Source organism: Pirellulales bacterium (assembly GCA_035533075.1).
GTDB lineage: Bacteria > Planctomycetota > Planctomycetia > Pirellulales > JAICIG01 > DASSFG01.
The window spans coordinates 1-15559 of the sequence record DATLUO010000028.1; the positions used below are offsets into that span (position 1 = coordinate 1).

Sequence of the window (15559 nt, forward strand, 5' to 3'; positions counted from 1 at the left end):
GGCCTCGGTCCGCGCGGGTTTCACCGCACGAATGTCGTTCTGCACGTGGCCAATACGGTGTTGCTGTTTTGGGCCGTGCGGTTGATGACCGGCGCCGCGCTGCGTAGCGCCTGGGTGGCGGCGTTTTTCGCGCTGCACCCCTTGCACGTCGAATCGGTGGCCTGGGTGGCGGGGCGCAAAGACGTACTCAGCACGTTCTTCCTGTTCCTCTGCCTCCTCGCCTGGCTGGCTTACGTTCGCCGACCTGCCGTTTGGAAATATGCGTTGTCGGTCGTCCTGTTCGCTTTGAGTTTGATGGCCAAGGCGATGGGCGTCACCCTGCCGCTGGTTTTGCTGCTACTCGATTTCTGGCCGCTCGCGCGCTGGCCGGGTGCGGCAGCGGACCGCGAAGAGCGGATCAGAAACGCCATTTCGCTGGTGATCGAAAAGCTCCCGTTCTTTTTGCTGAGCGCGGCGATGACGGCCCTGGGGGTGTTTGCCCAAGCACATGGAGGCGCCATGGTCTATGGCCGCTCGTTGCCCGTGGCCAGTCGCATATTGCTGGTTCCCGTCAACTACCTGACCTACCTCGGCCAGATGTTTTGGCCTGTCGACCTGGCAGTTCTTTATCCGCATCCTGGCGCGGATTTGCCGTGGTGGAAACCGTTGTCTGCTCTGGCGGCGCTGGCGCTGATCACGCTGCTGGTACTGCGGCGAGGCGGCGGTCGGCCTTACCTGCCTGTCGGCTGGCTTTGGTTTTTGATCGCGCTGTTGCCGGTGATCGGGCTGGTGCAGATCGGCTGCCAGGCCACGGCCGATCGCTACATGTATCTGCCGATGGTCGGGTTGTTGATCGCGTTCTGCTGGGCGCTCGACGATCTGGCCGGCGAGCGCGGTTGGCGGCCCGCGGCGCTCGGCCTGACGCTGGCGATCTGTCTTTTGAGCTGCGCGGCACTGACCACGCGCCAGATCGCCGTTTGGCATGACACCGTGACGCTGTGGAAAAATGATCTGAAGGCCACCGGACCGAACGAGGTGGCGTGCGAACAATATGGGATGGCGCTGGCGGGCGAAGGCAGAGCAGCCGAGGCCGAGTCCCAGTTCCGCCAAGCGCTTCAGTTCGCCCCAACCGCGTTCGGGCCGAACGCCAAACTCGGCGTCGCGCTGGTGCGCCAACGCCGATTTGCGGAAGCCGCTCCGTACCTGCTCGCCGCGCTTCGGGCGCGGCCCAAGCATCCTGAATTGCTCGAGAGACTCGGCATGGTCGAAGAAACGCAAGGGCACCTCGACGCGGCAATCGGCTATTACGAGCGCGCGGCGCAACTCGCCCCCAACGCCCCGCGCCTTCGCGAACGTCTCGAGCGCGTGCGCGAACGGCTGGCCGAGCAGCGGGCCGCCGACGGACCGAAATCATAAGATTTGCCTCGGACCCTATTCTCGACAGGCGCGGCCGCCGTGCGCGGAACATCATGTCGGTTAGCTGGATATCATTGATATGAGCAGGGTTATGGATCGTGCGTAAGGTGCGGCAAGCGAGCTTGCGAGCGCCGGCCCACCTTACCGTTTTTACTCAACCCACATGAGTTTCAATGGGTTCCATTTAATCCCGCGGAATTAGGGGCATTTAACCCTCGCATCTAATCGACCTCCACCGTCGAAGGACGCCGCCGCGTGGGCGACCCGACGCTCGTTTCGCAGACTTCGACGGAGAGTCCGGCGGGCGGCAAGCCGGCACGGAGCCGGAAAGTGCGGTGGTTCCACTTGGCCCGAATCTTGGCGCAGCAAGCGGCGATCTCCGCCGGCGTCGGTGGGGGCGAGGTTCGTTTGTCTGACGGTTCTTCCATGCGACTCACCTTGATTACCGAAGGAAGCTGCCCGCGGACCGTTCCTCCCGCGGGCTTGCCAATCTAGCTTGGCCAAATGAGCGGCGCATGAGCACGCGCCTAGAACTCAATGAGTTTTTCGGGACGATTCGCTACCGTGGACTCAATGTCGTCTTTCGCTTCGCGAAAGGCGACAATGCATGCTCACGTGGCGGCGCGCCGGGACTCGGCGCGCCGCTTTGGCTTGCCGGCTGTTTTCTGGACACCCGGCGCCTCCGGCCGCGCGGGCTTGCTGGTGATGACGCCGGTGAGCAACACGCCGCCGATAAAGCCGACGGCGAGCACGGTCCAAAAGGCGGCCGGGTTGTCGCGAATGCCCAGCCCGTGCTCCAGGTTCATGCCGAAGATCGCGCTCAGCGTGGCGATGGGAAAGAAAATCGCCGCCAGCAAGTTGAGCCGATGGGCCGCGACGGCCATTTCGTAGCCCCGTTGCGCCTGCTCTTCGCTGCGGAGGGCCACGGTGAAGTCGAGGCCGTTCTTCGCGTCGCCGTAGATCAGCTCGGCCGCCCGTTCGATTTCGCCCGCCTGGTCGCGCAACGAGACGATTTCGCGGTCGTCGGGCATCAACTCGCGCGCTCGTTGCAAGGCCGCGTGCAGATGCCGTGCGGCGCGGTACAAAGGCGCAACCGCCTGCAAGACGCCGAAATAGTCGTCGGCGCTGGCGGCCGCGTCGAGCCGGTCGGCCAGCAACGTGGCCGCGTCGGAATACTCGGCCAGGTGCCAGACCTCGTCGCCCAAGACCAATGCCTCTTCCAGTGTATCTCGCCCCATAAGATCTAAGATCATCGGATCTGTAACGGCAACCGTCTCGGTTCGCGCGTCGGCGTACTCGGCCACTCGATTGCCGCGAGATATCAGTCCCAGGGCCTGCGTTACGAGCACGCCGACGGCAACCGTCGAAGAGTACCAATATCACACGAACTACGCCGATACCTCGCTGCCCAGCGGCAAAGAGCACGATTTCCGTCAAATCGCGTTGAAAGCGGCCGGGCCACGCGGCGCAAGTCCTTGTGTAGAAACTGTTTCGGTCGGAATCGCTGCCGAAACAAACGGGGGGATTTCGTTGCGCTCCGCCGCGCGCGGCGGACGACCATAAAACTCGCCGCCGCGCGCGGTGGGACGCGATGCCCCGTGCGTTCGGGCGGCAGGCGCGGAGGCGACACGCGTGTCGCCTCGACCGCACGAGAGAAGGCGGATCGAACCGAGCCATAAGCGGCGCCACGGCACTCACCCCGGCCCTCTTCCCGCGGGAGTGGGGCAAAAGCGTCGCGCGCGACGCTTTTGCCGGCGCCTGGTACCTTGCGCCGGGAGGCGCCGATGCGACACGCGTGTCGCGTCCAGCGGACGCGAGAAGGCGGATCCAGCCAAGCCGTAGGCGGCGCCACGGCCCCAGCCCTCCTCTTGTGGGCCAGGAAAAGCGTCGCGCGCGACGCTTTTGCCGGCGCGAGCGTGCCATGCGGCGGCAGGCACCGACGCGACACGCGTGTCGCGTTGACGGGACCGCGTGCCGTCGGCCAGAATTCTCACGAATCCTGCTTGTCCGGTGCCAGTTCAATCAGGAAAGAAAGCCCCCCCGGCGGCGCTGCTAGCGGCCAAAATCGAAATGGCAAAGCGCCCGTTGATAGTCTTCCGGAGTGTTCAGGTTGCGCAGCGTGGCCAGCGTCGGGTCGACGCCGCGCAGCTCTTCGGCCGTCACGATGCGCGTCTTCACCGCGTCTACCAAAGATGCGGGCCCCCGGCCTAAAGCCAACAGGCGATCGACCTCCGCACAGACGGCGCTCACGCGGTACAGCGCGGCCAGCGGATGGTGGAAGCCGTCCACAAAGGGAATCGCCAGATCGTGCTCGCCGATCAGCTCGGCCAGGCGCGTGATCCAGCGCGGCTGCAAGTACGGCACATCGGTCGCCGTGGCGTAGGCCAGGTCCACGTGTCCGGAGAGAGCCGAGAAACCGGCGGCAAGTCCCGCCAGCGGTCCGCGACCCTCGACGCGATCGCAAACAATCGACACGCTCGCGGGTATTGTCGGCAGCGGCTGATGTGGGGCCGCGACCACGGTCACCCGCTCGGCGACCGTCCCGACCAGCCGCACGACCCGCTGGAGCATCTTCTCCGGTCCAAATTCGAGCCAGGCTTTTGGCCGGCCCATGCGGCGACTTTGACCGCCACAGAGAACTATCGCGCCGATGGTTGTCATGGCAAGTAGCTGCTGTTCCGCTTGCGGAGCAAGCGGGCTACGTAGCCCGCTTGCTCCGCAAGCGGAACAGCGTTCCCTTCCTTAAAAGTCATCCTCACCGCGCCGGCAAAGACGCGGTTGCCGCGTCGTCGCCGCTGCTGACGACGATCTGCGAATGCGCCCGGCTCCAGGCATCGAGTGTGGCCCGATCGACGAGCACCTCCGCCAAGCCCAACCACCTGAGCTGCGACAAGCGGCCCAAGGGTTTCAGCGCCGCCGCCGTCAACTTTGTGCCGCTCAGATCGAGCGACCGAAGCTGCGCCAGTCGCGACAACGACCCGATGCCCGCATCCGTGACGCGCGTTTCGCCGAGATCGAGGTCCTGCAGATCCGTCTCTTCAGCGACCAGCGCAAGTGTGGCATCGCCGATTTGAGTGCCGTGCAGGTCGAGGTATTTCAGCCGCCGCAGCCGCGTAAGACATGACAATCCGCGGTCGGTCACGCGCGTGTTGCGCAGCACCAGCGTTTCTAGGTCGGGAAACTCCTCCAGCCAGGCCAAATCGTCGTCTCCCACATCGCGGTCGCCGAAGTCGACCAGTGCGACTTCAACCAGCAGACCTTGCAGAAACTCGTGACGCTCGAGCTGATGATCGGGTTGCGGCAACGCTTCGTCGCGATAGCGGACCGCGGCACCGCGCTCGCGCAACGCGAGCACCGCCCGGTGCTTCCCTCGGGCGGAGCGAATGAGAAGCCCCAGCGGACCACCCGCCACGACCACCAGCGCCACCAGCAGCCAGCAGGAAAGGCGGATCCAGCGGCGGCGGCGCTCTCGCAATTTGCTTTGACCATCCATGGTGAAACCAGGCGGGGATAAAACGACTTACCTGCGCGTGCCCTTCCTCCCAGCCTACCGCCGATGGCGTTTTTGCTCAATCAGGTGGTACGGCCGCGACGCTATCGCCAGCCGGTCAAATTCTCCGTCAGGTAAAGGAGCAGACCGAACTGAAACACGCTGACCGCGGCCGTCACGGGCATTGCCAGCCGCGGCCGGTTGCGATACAGGCTGGCCAGCACGCTCAGCACCGCCAGCGTCCCGCTCGTCTTCACCCTTAGAAAAATCGAGCTATCGTCGGGGGCAAGGTCGATGAAATACTGACACGCCGGGTTGCGTTCCATCTGGTCCAGGCTGTCCCAGTACTTCACGGCCAGCCAGGCGTCGTAGGCCGAGACCAGGCCGACGAACAGCCACATCGACAAGAATCCAGTTTGCATGCGTCGCCACCACAGCAGCGAGACCGCGTGCGGCCCGACTTGCACCTCTTCGCACATCATCCTCTCTCCTTGTTCCGGCCCCATCGCTCCGTGTTGGCCGAGCATCCTAACCCGCCCGTGTGAGCCGGACATGAACGTCCCACGATATTTCGGCGATTGAGCAATTTGGATGCCGGCGCCCGCAGCAAACAGTGCAACCCAAGGTTGAGCAACGTGTTAGGACGAAGCGGGGGAAGAAGCGGAACGCTACGCAAGCAGGGAACTGCCGCGTTTGCGGGCAACAAAGGGCGGCCGACTGCACAGAGAGTGCGCTTGACGGCGTAGCGTAAGCGCCCTCGCTTGCGGGCCGGAAGCGCAAGCGGGGACGCTTACGTTACGGCGTCGAGTATGATCAACGAGGAACCGCTTGTGCCGCGGCTTCGATGCAGATCGCCTTGCGCGCCTTGTAGGCGCCCGGCCGCGCGTGGAATTTGGCCACGCCTTCCACTTCCACCAGCAGCGGCGCGCGAACGTCTTTTTCGGTCGTGATAATGTCGCCCACGCGGAGACCAATCAGGTCCGTGGTCGAGAGCCGCGTGTGCGCAAGCTGCACGCTCAGCTCGATCAGCGATCCTTGCAGGTTGCGGCTGATTTGCTGGATGCTTTCGGGCGTGGCCTCCCGGCGACCGTAAGCCACCCAACTATTCGATGAAAGCTTGTTGCTGATCCGTTCCAGAGAGTTGAAGGGGATGCAGAGGTTCATCATGCCCCGCACGTCGCCCACCGTCAGCTCGAAGCTGATCAGCACGACGACTTCGTTGGGCGGCACGATCTGCACCAACTGCGGGTTGCTTTCGACGCGGACCACCGCCAGATCAAGATTCAGCACGTTTTCCCAGGCGCGGCGCAGCTCTTCCAAAAACAGGTCGGTAATCCGCCGGACCAGCCGCAACTCGATCTCCGTCAGCGGCCGCCGTGCCAGCGGGCCGCTCTCGCGTCCGCCGCCCAACAATCGGTCGATGATCGGATACAGGATCGACGGATTGATGTCGAGAATCAGGTTCCCTTCCAGCGGGTCGGCCTTGAGCAAGTTGAAGCAGGTCGGATTCTCAAGACTGAAAACGAATTCGCTGTAGGTAAGCTGATCGACGCTGGTCAGCTTCACTTCGACGATCGAGCGCAGCAGGGCCGAGAGTGCCGCGCCGAAGTTGCGGCCGAACCCTTCGTGCAGCGTCTGCAGGGCGCGCATCTGGTCTTTGCCGACGCGTTCGGGACGCTTGAAATCATAGGGCGTCACCTTGTCGCGGCCGCGCAGCGACGTCGGCATGGGCGGCGGGGCCGCGGCGGACGCCCGCGCCGGCGCGGATGCCGTCGACGCCGCGGCTCCGCCATCCACGGCGCTCAGCAGACTCTCGACTTCCGCCTGACTTAAAACGTCTCCCGGCATGGCTGCATCCTATTCTCTCACTTGCCCGTTCCCGTAGACGACATACTTGTAGCTCGTCAATTCCTTGACGCCGCAGGGGCCGCGCGCGTGCAGCTTGTCGGTGCTGATGCCGATCTCCGCGCCGAGGCCGAACTGCCCGCCGTCGTTGAACCGCGTGCTGGCATTCACGATCACGGCCGAACTGTCGACGCGGGCCACGAACTCGCGGGCCGCGGCCAGGTCGGAGGTGACGATCGCCTCGGTGTGCTGCGATCCGAAGCGGTCGATGTGCCGCACGGCTTCGTCGAGTGAATCGACGATCTTGACCGACATGGTCGGGCCCAGGTATTCGGCCGCAAAGTCCTCGTCGCCGGCGGCAAGGGCGCCGGGCAGCAGCTCCCGCGCTCGCTCATCGGCCCGCAACTCGATTCCCCGCTCCGCCAGCGCTTGGCCGATGCGCGGCAAGAACGCGTGCGCCACCTCGGAATGCACCACGAGCGACTCCGCCGCGTTGCAGACACCCATCCGCTGACACTTGGCATTGACGGTGATCCGCTCGGCCATGTCGAGATCGGCGGATGCATCGACATAGACGTGGCAGTTGCCGGTGAAATGCTTGATGACCGGCATCTTGGCTTCGGCGGCCACGCGGCGAATCAGCCCTTCGCCGCCGCGCGGGATGGCCACCGTAATGTATTTGTCCAATGCCAAAAAGTGCCCGACGGCTTCGCGGTCGGCCGTCGTCACGAGCTGTACGGCGTCGGCGGGCAGTCCCGCGGCGACGGCGGCCTCGACCAGCAACTCCGCGATGGCCCGATTGGAATGGGCCGCTTCTTTTCCGCCGCGAAGGATGACCGCGTTGCCGCTCTTGACGCAGATCGCCGCGGCGTCGGCCGTCACGTTGGGACGCGATTCATAGATGAAAAACACGACCCCCAGGGGCACGCGCACCTTCAGCACTTCGAGCCCGTTGGGCCGGACCGACGAATCGATCACCTCGCCGATCGGCTCCGGCAGCGCGGCGACTTCTTCCAAGCCCGCGGCCATCGACTCGATCACCTTCGGGGTGAGCCACAAGCGATTGATCTGCGCCGCAGTGAGGCCAAAGTCGGGGGCGGCCGCCAGATCGAGCTCGTTGGCCTCCATCAGTTCCGCCGCGCGCGACCGCAACAGCGCCGCTCCGCGCCTGAGAAAATCGTTCTTTGGACCGGCGCCCGCACGGGCCAAATCGGCCGCCGCATTGTGGGCCCGCATCGCCACGTCGACACAGTACTCATGCAGGCTGGTTTCTAATTCAGCGACAGCCACAACGTCTAAGTCCTTGGCAGGTATGCGGTTATCTTGTTCCACTCCGGTCGGCGATTCCGCCGGCGGTTCCACCTTCAAAGTATCGTTCAATCCGGGGTGGGCGTCAATTCCGGTAGGGGCCGTCTCGCTTTCCAAAAAACCGTCGTCGCCGGCTTGCCGGGCGGCGCTCAGGGCGGTTTCCCAGTCGCCGGAGAGCAGAGCACACACGGCGAGCAATTTGACTGATTCGCTGCGGGGGTCGAGACGCTGGCAAACACGGGCATGCGCCAGCGCGGCCGGGAGGTCGCCGGCGCGAAGCGCCGACAGGCAACGCGCGCGATGGACGCCGTAAGTCTGCACCGCCTCCTGGACGAGTCGCAAGTCGCACTTGCAACGCCGGCAGACTTCACCCAGTTCCTGCGCGGCGCGGCACGTCGGACAACGGAAGACATCTTCGAGAACCGCGCTCAATAACTCACCCATCTCTACTAACCTGTCGTAGGGTGGGACCAGCGAGCCCAACACGATTTTGGATTTTGGATTTTGGATTCCGACCAATCCAAAATCGAAAATCCAAAATCCAAAATCGTGGTGGGCCGGCGCTCGCAAGCTCGCTGGTCCCACCCTACCCGTCGTTTTTAGTTGCCTTGCAGATAGAACACCAAATCTTCCACTTCCGCGCAAATCCGGGTGATGTCGTCCAGCGACCGCCGCGAAACCGCCGCCCGCAGGTCCATGACGAGCGCCTTCAGTTCGTCGGCGTCTTCTTCGTTGGCGCCCTGCTCGGCCCGGCCCGACTTGGCAATCAACGTCTCGGCTTGTTCGATCGCTTCCCGCAGCGCGGGGTCTTCTATTTCGACCGGTGCGGCGGTCACGTCGAGGTACGATTCGCCCGCTTCTGGCCGGGCGGACGTTCCAAACAACGCATCCAGCCGTTCCAAGGCATCGACGCTCTCTCGCTGCCGAAAACGCTCCGTCATATTGTCGATCACCACCTGCTTCGCCAGGCCCGTGGCGCGCTCCGTCGCCGTCACTCGCAGGATGCCGTTCAGGTCGAGCTCCATCCGCACCAGGATCTCGTTCGGCGAAGGAACCTTGGCCAGTCCCTGAACCATCATCTCGCCCACCCGCTCATTGAAGCGTGTATCGCCGTCTTCGCCCTGAAAGACGCGGATGCGGGCTTCCGTCTGATAATCATAGTTGGTCGAGTAAATCTCGGTGCGGACGGCGGGCAACGGCGTGTTGCGCTCGATGATGGGCGAAAAACAGTAAGGCGACATGAAGCCTTCGATTTGGCCGAGCGCCTCGATGCCCAAGGTCCGTGGAGTGATGTCGACCAGCACCGGGCCGACATCGATGCCGGCGATCAGCCCGGCCTGCACCGCCGCGCCCATCGCCACCGCCAGGTCGGGCTCGATTTCGGCGTGGACCGGACGGCCCAAGCGGGTCTGCAGCATCTGATGCACCAGCGGCGTGCGCGTGGCACCGCCCACCAGCAGCACTTTGCGAATCTGCTCGGCTTGCAGCCGGGCGTCGGTGAGCGCGTCGTCGACACACTTCAGCGTTTTGGCCAGCAGCGGCTCGATCAGCCCCTCGTATTCCTCGCGCGTGACCTCCACGCGCAGGTTCAATGGCACGCCCGACTTCTCGGCGATGAACGCTTCCTCGACGGTCACCACCGGCTCGAAGGAGAGCCGCTTCTTGGCTTCTTCAACGGCGTTGAGCAGCCGCGAGCGGGCCACCGGCGACTCGCGCAGGTCGATGCCGTGCTCGCTTCGAAAGCGGTCGCAGACGAAATCCAACAGCCGCTGGTCGAAGTCGTCGCCGCCGAGCTGCGTGTCGCCGTGGCTGGAAAGTATCTCGACCACGCCTTGCTCGACCTGGGCGATCGAGACGTCGAACGTTCCGCCGCCCAAATCGTAAACCAGCAGCCGCTCCATCTCGGCGGGGTGCGGATCGTAGGTCAGGACGGCGGCCGTCGGCTCGTTGATGATCCGCATCACCTCCAGCCCGGCCAACTCGCCCGCCAGCCGCGTGGCGTCGCGCTGCACTTCGGTGAAAAACGCCGGCACCGTGATGACCGCCTTCGTCACCGTCTGTCCCAGCACTTTTTCCGCCCGTTGTTTCAGCGTCCGCAGCACCATGGCCGAGATCTCTTGCGGCGTGAACGACTGCTCGCCCAGCGAGACCGTCACCTCCTGGCCCATCTTGCGCTTGATCGAGCGGACGGTGCGCTCGGGCGCCATGACGTACTGGTTTCGGGCGGCCTTGCCCACCAGCAGACGGCCCTCCGCATCGAGGCCGACCACCGAGGGCAGAATCGGGTCTCCCTCGTCGGCCAGCACGGTCGGACGGCCTTGTTGGATGACCGCCACCTCGCTATTCGTCGTACCCAGGTCGATGCCGATGATGACGTCCATTTTTCAAGATCCTCCGTGTGTGTTGAGAAAAAACGGGTTGTAGGGTGGGACCAGCGAGCTTGCGAGCGCCGGCCCACCATGTTCAAGGCGTTTGGCGTTAGGCGTTGGGGCATGCTTCTCACGCCGCGCCTAACGCCCATCGCCTAACGCCTCCATTACTACTCCGAACGTTCACAGCCGCGTGGCGCGCACTTCAGCATAGCGAAGCACGCGGCCTTTCCAAGTGTAGCCGCGTCGCAATTCGTCGCAGACCGTGCCGCCCGGCATGCCCGGATCGTCGGCCACTTCCACCACCACCATCCGTTCCGGATCGACGGTGCAGCCTACGGTGTCAATCCGCATCACGCCTTCGTCCGCCAGGATCTGGGTCAGGCGTTTTTGAATCAAGCGATAGCCGTCGAGCAGGGCTTCCAAAAGGGCCGCGCGCTGCGGCGGCCGATCGGCTTGCTCGAACGATTCCAGCAGTCGTCGGTGATAGTCACGGTGCAGCAGCCGGGCAAACCACGACTGTGCGGCGAAGAACTCGGCCGCCAGCCCGACGGCCTCGCCCGGCTCGCTGGTGAGACGCAAGACGGCCTTCTCGGTTTGCTGGCGGCCGCGGTCGAGGGAATCGTCCAACTCCGCCAAGGCCAGGGCCAGGGCCTTGCCGGCCGACCACGCCGCCTGCTCTTCCTTGGGCCCGATGGAACGCAAGGCCTCGATGGCCTGCCGCAACGAGTCGACGAGCGTCGCGGACTGCTCTTCCAGGCCGCGGGAGCTGCGGGTTTGCAGCTTCACCTCGTGCTTCAGCGCGGTGAACTCTTCGACCAGGCGGAAGAGACCGACGTCGGCGACGGCGGGTTGGCCGTCGGCCGCCGTGGCGGCGCCGTTCTGGTCGGCCCGCTCCGCTTCGATGCGCGCTTCGCGCAGCCAACGGCCAAACCGCCGCAAGAGCTGCTCGTCGTCAAGGACGCCGTCGATCATGGTCCCTCGGCCAGCGAAAGCAAGACGTCCATCGGCACTCGGCCCGAGCGCAGCCGGGCCAGCAGCGTGGCCTGCAACGCCTCGAACGAGTCGCTCGTTTGAGAAGAAAACAGTTGCCGCTCCAGCCGGCGCCGGGGATTGCGCAGATCGTCGTAGGCCGCGCGAATCTCGGCGAACCGTTCAGGCGCCCGTTCGGGCGGATTCTCGCGGACCAATTGCAAATAGCGGCTGCGGACGGCGGCCTCGTCGGCGTCGGCCGGCACGCCCAGCACTTCATGGGGAGCGGTCATCGGGCATTCCTGCGTTTGGGTTTTCTCCGTTGCGGCCGCGGCGGCTCGTCGAAAAACGCCGCGCCAAAGGGGTCGTCGCCGAAGAAGCCGCCCGATTCGTCCTCGTCGTCTTCGTCACGCTCCTGGCCCAAAAACGAGCCGAGCATGTCGACGAACGTGGAGAAGTCGCCGGGGAAGCCGCTGGCACCGAAGGCCGCCTCCATTCTCGATGTGGTCTCGCTGGTGGCGTTCAGCATCGCCAGATGGCGTTTGACCGCGTCGACCAGCTCGCCGTATTTGCCTTCCGGGTCGGCCTGGGCCAAGGCCAGGGCCTTTTGCAATCGTGTCCGCGCCGCGCGGATGTTGCAGCCGAAGGGGCCGCGGCCCAGTTCTTGTTCGGCACTCAGCACGTGGAACACGGGGCACTTCGGAAAGTTTTTCAGTCCCCGGCGGACCATTTGCTCGTACAAGGGCTGTTCATCGGGCATGGGTTCCAGCAACCGGCAAACCTCGATCAGATCGCGCTCGGCGTATTTCGTCCGCGAAGTGCCGCGGAGGTAATCGAGCACCAGGCGCAGGTGTTCGGCCTTTTCGGGGTACTCGATCTCGACGCCCCTGTAGGCCGCCACCAGTTCGGCCAACCTGCCGGCGGTTTCGCCGTTTTTCTTCTTGCGCAGGGCGGCTTGCAGCTCGCGATTGAAATCGCCGCGTTTCGCCGCGGGGAGCTTGTATCTTGCCGCCTCGATGGCCAGCACCAGCCACACCGGCGCCGGTTCAGCCAGGCTGCCCTTGGCTTTCTCGATCAACGCTTCGGCCAGCGGCTTCTCGCCTGCCTTGAGCTCGAAGAGGGCCCGCCGCGCCAAGACGGAATAGTCTGCCGAGGAGGCCGGACGCAGTGATTCGGCCAGCGCAAAGGCCGATCGTCCCTCGTCCCAGCGGCCGGCCAGAGCCTCGTGCCGCGCCACGCCGAGCAGGGCCGAGCGCTCCTGTTCGACCAAAAAAGCGTCCAGCGGCTTCAGCTTCCGCGCTCGCCGCACATTGTCGAGCGCCTGCTGGGGTTGGTCGTGCCTGAGATCGTAGTCGATCGACGCTTTGAGCGCTTCGAGGTCGTCGGGCAAGACCGCCAGCAGCTTGCGCCGCGCTTCGGCGGCCAGTTCCGGTTGTTCCCACTCTTCGTAGAGCGTGATCAGCGAGTCGTGCGTTTCGCGCCGCTGGGAGTCGAGCCGCAAACTCTCTTCGAGTGCCTCGACGGCGCGGTCACGCCGATCGTCGAGCCTCTTGTCGTGCGATGGCCGCATGACCAACGGCCCGGCGCGCGTTTCCGCGGCCGTCATCATGCCGACGTGCCACCAGACCAGGGCCTGAATTCGCTGGCGCACGCCGGCTTCGAGTCCCGTTGCGCCGTCGAGTTCGCGGGCATATTTTTGCCAACAGGCCAGAGCCTCGTCGCGCTCTTCGATCAGTTGCCAGCACAGGGCCCACATCCGGCTCCAGTGCGGATCGAGAGGACACGGCTCGGCCACCCGCGTAAAGTCGTCCAGGAAGGCGCGGGCTTCTTCATATTCCCGGTCGGTGGCTTCGTCGATGGCCAGCGGCAGCAGAATCTCGGTCAGCCGCTGGGCCAGGCCCCGGTCGACCCGACGCAGCGCGCCGTTGAGCGCGGGGAGCAGCCCAAGGGCCTGTTTCCAATCGCCCTTGGGGTTCGTCTTGTCGACCAGCCGCCGCAAACGGTCGAGCCGCGACAACACCAGCTCGCCGAAGACGGCGGTCTCCAGCCGCGACAAATCGGTCGCCGACGGAGCTTTCCCTTTCTCGGGCGCCGGCGAGTCGGTCCACGTCGCTCGCAAGCAGGCGGCGATGCGGTGGGCCGATCGCTCGCCATCGAGGTGATTCCAATTGGCAAAGGCCTGCTCGCGATCGCCGCGGCGAAAAGCGGCCAGTCCACGCACGAACACTCGCCAGTCGGCCCAGGGCGAGCTGCGCGCGATGTCTTTGAGCAGCTCGACCGCCCGATCTTCATTTTGCTCGTCGAGTGCCGCCAGCGCCTGGCGAATGCGCTCGGCCCCCTGCCGGACATCGGCCATCGAGGGCGGCGTTTGCTCCGGGTGAAGCACCGCGCGGTCGGCCAGCGAAACGGACAAGGCGGTCGCGGCCTCGGGCGCAAGCTCAGGCAACGCCGCGGCCAGCCGGCGGGCCTCGTCCATCATCCCCACCTGCGGCAACAGGGCCACGAGCTCGCTCAAGATGGCCGGCTCCTTGACGCCGAATTCGATGAAGTGTCGGGCGACTTCTTCCGCCCCGATTGGCATGCCTCCGCGCAGCAGGTCTTTGACGCGCAACAGGTAGATGCGCTCGAGCAACAGCCGGTTTTCGGCGCTGGCCTCATCGCGAAAGCATACTTTGGCCTGCTTGAAGGCGTCTTTGACGCGCCCTTTGTTCAGCAGCCGCTCGATCTCTTCCCGCGGCCCCACGCCGGCCACCTGGCTGCCGCCTCGCTGGCGATTTCGTCGCGACATAACATTCGTCCGTGCTTTGTTTTGGCTTCCTTGGTCACGATTTCAATACGCGGGTGAGCGTCTCGCGCATCTCGCTTTCGATCTTTCCCTTGAATATCATCGCGGCAAAAGGGAGGTCGACGTCGATTTTGGCTTCCGAGTCGCTGACGTTGCCCGTCCCTTGAAACTGAAAGCCGAACGTCTTGAAGCCGAACTTCAACGAGTTTTCGCTCCACTCCTCTTCGAGATTGCTCACCTGGTCCTGGTGCTTTTCTTTCAGCCTGACCAGAAAGCTCTGCAACCGCTCGGCGGCGACCTGCTGACCCAGTTGGTGCGGAACGGTAATGGTGATTCTCGGCATGAGAGGTGGGGGATTGAGGTTTGGCGTTGAAGGAAATTGCAAATTGCGAATTGCGAATTTCAAAATGCAAATTGGTCCAAGATTCGACGATAGGCGTTTGAACTAACCACTAACCAACTTGGCCTTCAACTCCGTCAGCAGCCGGACCGCGTGGCCGATCTCGGCCTTTTGACGCTCGGGTTCTTGCGGTATCTCACGCTCGATCGTCAAGGGGCCAGTGTAGCCGACTTCTTGCAGCGTCCGCAAGTAATTCTCAAAGCCAACGTCACCTTGGCCGAGCGGCACCTCAATGCCCCACTCCTTGCCGGGCCGCTTGGCCCAAGTGCCGTCCTTGCAATGTACGCTCTTCACGTAGCGGCCGACACGCTTCAAGGCGGCGATCGGCTCGCCGGAACCGTACAAAATCATGTTCGCGGGATCGAAGTTGACGAACAGGTTGTCGCGGCCGACGTCTTCGATGAACCGCAGCAAGGCGTCGGCCGGCTCCTGGCCCGTTTCCAGGTGCAGCGCCTGGCCGTGGCCGCGGCAGTGGTCGCAAACATCGCGCGTCACATCCAGCACTTCGCGATAAAGCGGGTCGCCGGCGTCGTGCGGCACGAACCCCAGGTGCAAGGCCACCACCGGGCAGCCGAGCAACTCGGCAAAGTCGGCGATCTCTTTCATCTCGCGCGTTCGGGCGGCACGGGTCTCACGCGGCACCAGGCCCACCGTTTTCACGACGGTCGGAATATCGGCGTAGCTTTCGCCCTCGAAACCGCCAAAGACGGCGGTCAAAATAATGCCGACCTCTTTCAGCCGGCCGAGAAACGCCTTGGCCTGTTCGGGCGTGCGGCTGGGCTGGGCCGGGGCGTGGAGTTGAATCGTAGGCACGCCCAGCTCGCGGGCGACTTCCAGCTTGACTCCCAGTCCCGCGTCGATGCTGGCAAAAACGCCGATCGGCCAGACTTCCATCGTGACTTCTCGCAATCGCATGACATTTCCAACCGTAGGGTAGCGAGGAGGGCCGTTTCGCACAACCCTCGGAGACCGCGGCCATGTGCGGAGGCGTGTCC

Annotated in this window: 14 protein-coding genes; 1 reads left to right on the plus strand and 13 read right to left on the minus strand. The window is 64.4% G+C overall.

Going from position 1 to position 15559, the window contains the following annotated elements; translation table 11 throughout:
* Nucleotides 1-1395 (plus strand): tetratricopeptide repeat protein (locus VNH11_02700; protein ID HVA45272.1); only part of this gene is annotated, 1395 nt, incomplete at its 5' end.
* Nucleotides 1396-1616: 221 nt separating this feature from the next.
* Here the strand turns inward: VNH11_02700 and VNH11_02705 are convergent.
* The 13 genes from VNH11_02705 to VNH11_02765 form a co-directional block, all read right to left on the minus strand.
* Nucleotides 1617-1823, minus strand: a complete 207-nt coding sequence (locus VNH11_02705; protein ID HVA45273.1) for a hypothetical protein — start codon at nt 1821-1823, stop codon at nt 1617-1619.
* A gap of 183 nt (nt 1824-2006) precedes the next feature.
* The gene (locus VNH11_02710) at nt 2007-2648 is read right to left on the minus strand and encodes a hypothetical protein (protein ID HVA45274.1); all 642 of its coding nucleotides are present in this window, start codon (nt 2646-2648) and stop codon (nt 2007-2009) included.
* Between the two features lie 799 nt (nt 2649-3447).
* Complete coding sequence (locus VNH11_02715) at nt 3448-4056, minus strand: molybdenum cofactor guanylyltransferase (GenBank protein ID HVA45275.1); 609 nt, start codon at nt 4054-4056, stop codon at nt 3448-3450.
* Between the two features lie 94 nt (nt 4057-4150).
* On the minus strand, nt 4151-4888 hold the full coding sequence (locus VNH11_02720; protein ID HVA45276.1) for a hypothetical protein: 738 nt from the start codon (nt 4886-4888) through the stop codon (nt 4151-4153).
* 101 nt (nt 4889-4989) lie between these two features.
* Nucleotides 4990-5412: a hypothetical protein gene (locus VNH11_02725; protein ID HVA45277.1), complete on the minus strand. Its 423-nt coding sequence runs from the start codon at nt 5410-5412 to the stop codon at nt 4990-4992.
* 286 nt (nt 5413-5698) lie between these two features.
* Nucleotides 5699-6733, minus strand: a complete 1035-nt coding sequence (gene fliM / locus VNH11_02730; GenBank protein ID HVA45278.1) for a flagellar motor switch protein FliM — start codon at nt 6731-6733, stop codon at nt 5699-5701.
* Nucleotides 6734-6742: 9 nt separating this feature from the next.
* Entirely contained in the window at nt 6743-8482 is a 1740-nt protein-coding gene (locus VNH11_02735) for a glutamate-5-semialdehyde dehydrogenase (GenBank protein HVA45279.1), read from the minus strand.
* A 155-nt stretch (nt 8483-8637) separates the two neighbouring features.
* Entirely contained in the window at nt 8638-10419 is a 1782-nt protein-coding gene (locus tag VNH11_02740; GenBank protein HVA45280.1) for an Hsp70 family protein, read from the minus strand.
* 171 nt (nt 10420-10590) lie between these two features.
* Nucleotides 10591-11382: a nucleotide exchange factor GrpE gene (grpE, locus tag VNH11_02745; protein ID HVA45281.1), complete on the minus strand. Its 792-nt coding sequence runs from the start codon at nt 11380-11382 to the stop codon at nt 10591-10593.
* A complete protein-coding gene (locus VNH11_02750; protein HVA45282.1) occupies nt 11379-11672 on the minus strand; it encodes a DnaJ domain-containing protein in 294 nt (97 codons plus the stop codon). The genes grpE and VNH11_02750 overlap by 4 nt, the downstream gene beginning before the upstream one ends.
* Nucleotides 11669-14167, minus strand: a complete 2499-nt coding sequence (locus tag VNH11_02755) for a hypothetical protein (protein ID HVA45283.1) — start codon at nt 14165-14167, stop codon at nt 11669-11671. The genes VNH11_02750 and VNH11_02755 overlap by 4 nt, the downstream gene beginning before the upstream one ends.
* Nucleotides 14168-14201: 34 nt before the next feature.
* On the minus strand, nt 14202-14507 hold the full coding sequence (locus VNH11_02760; GenBank protein ID HVA45284.1) for a polyhydroxyalkanoic acid system family protein: 306 nt from the start codon (nt 14505-14507) through the stop codon (nt 14202-14204).
* 102 nt (nt 14508-14609) lie between these two features.
* Nucleotides 14610-15458 (minus strand): sugar phosphate isomerase/epimerase family protein, encoded by an 849-nt coding sequence (locus tag VNH11_02765; GenBank protein HVA45285.1) that lies wholly within the window; start codon nt 15456-15458, stop codon nt 14610-14612.
* Between the last annotated feature and the right edge of the window lie 101 nt (nt 15459-15559).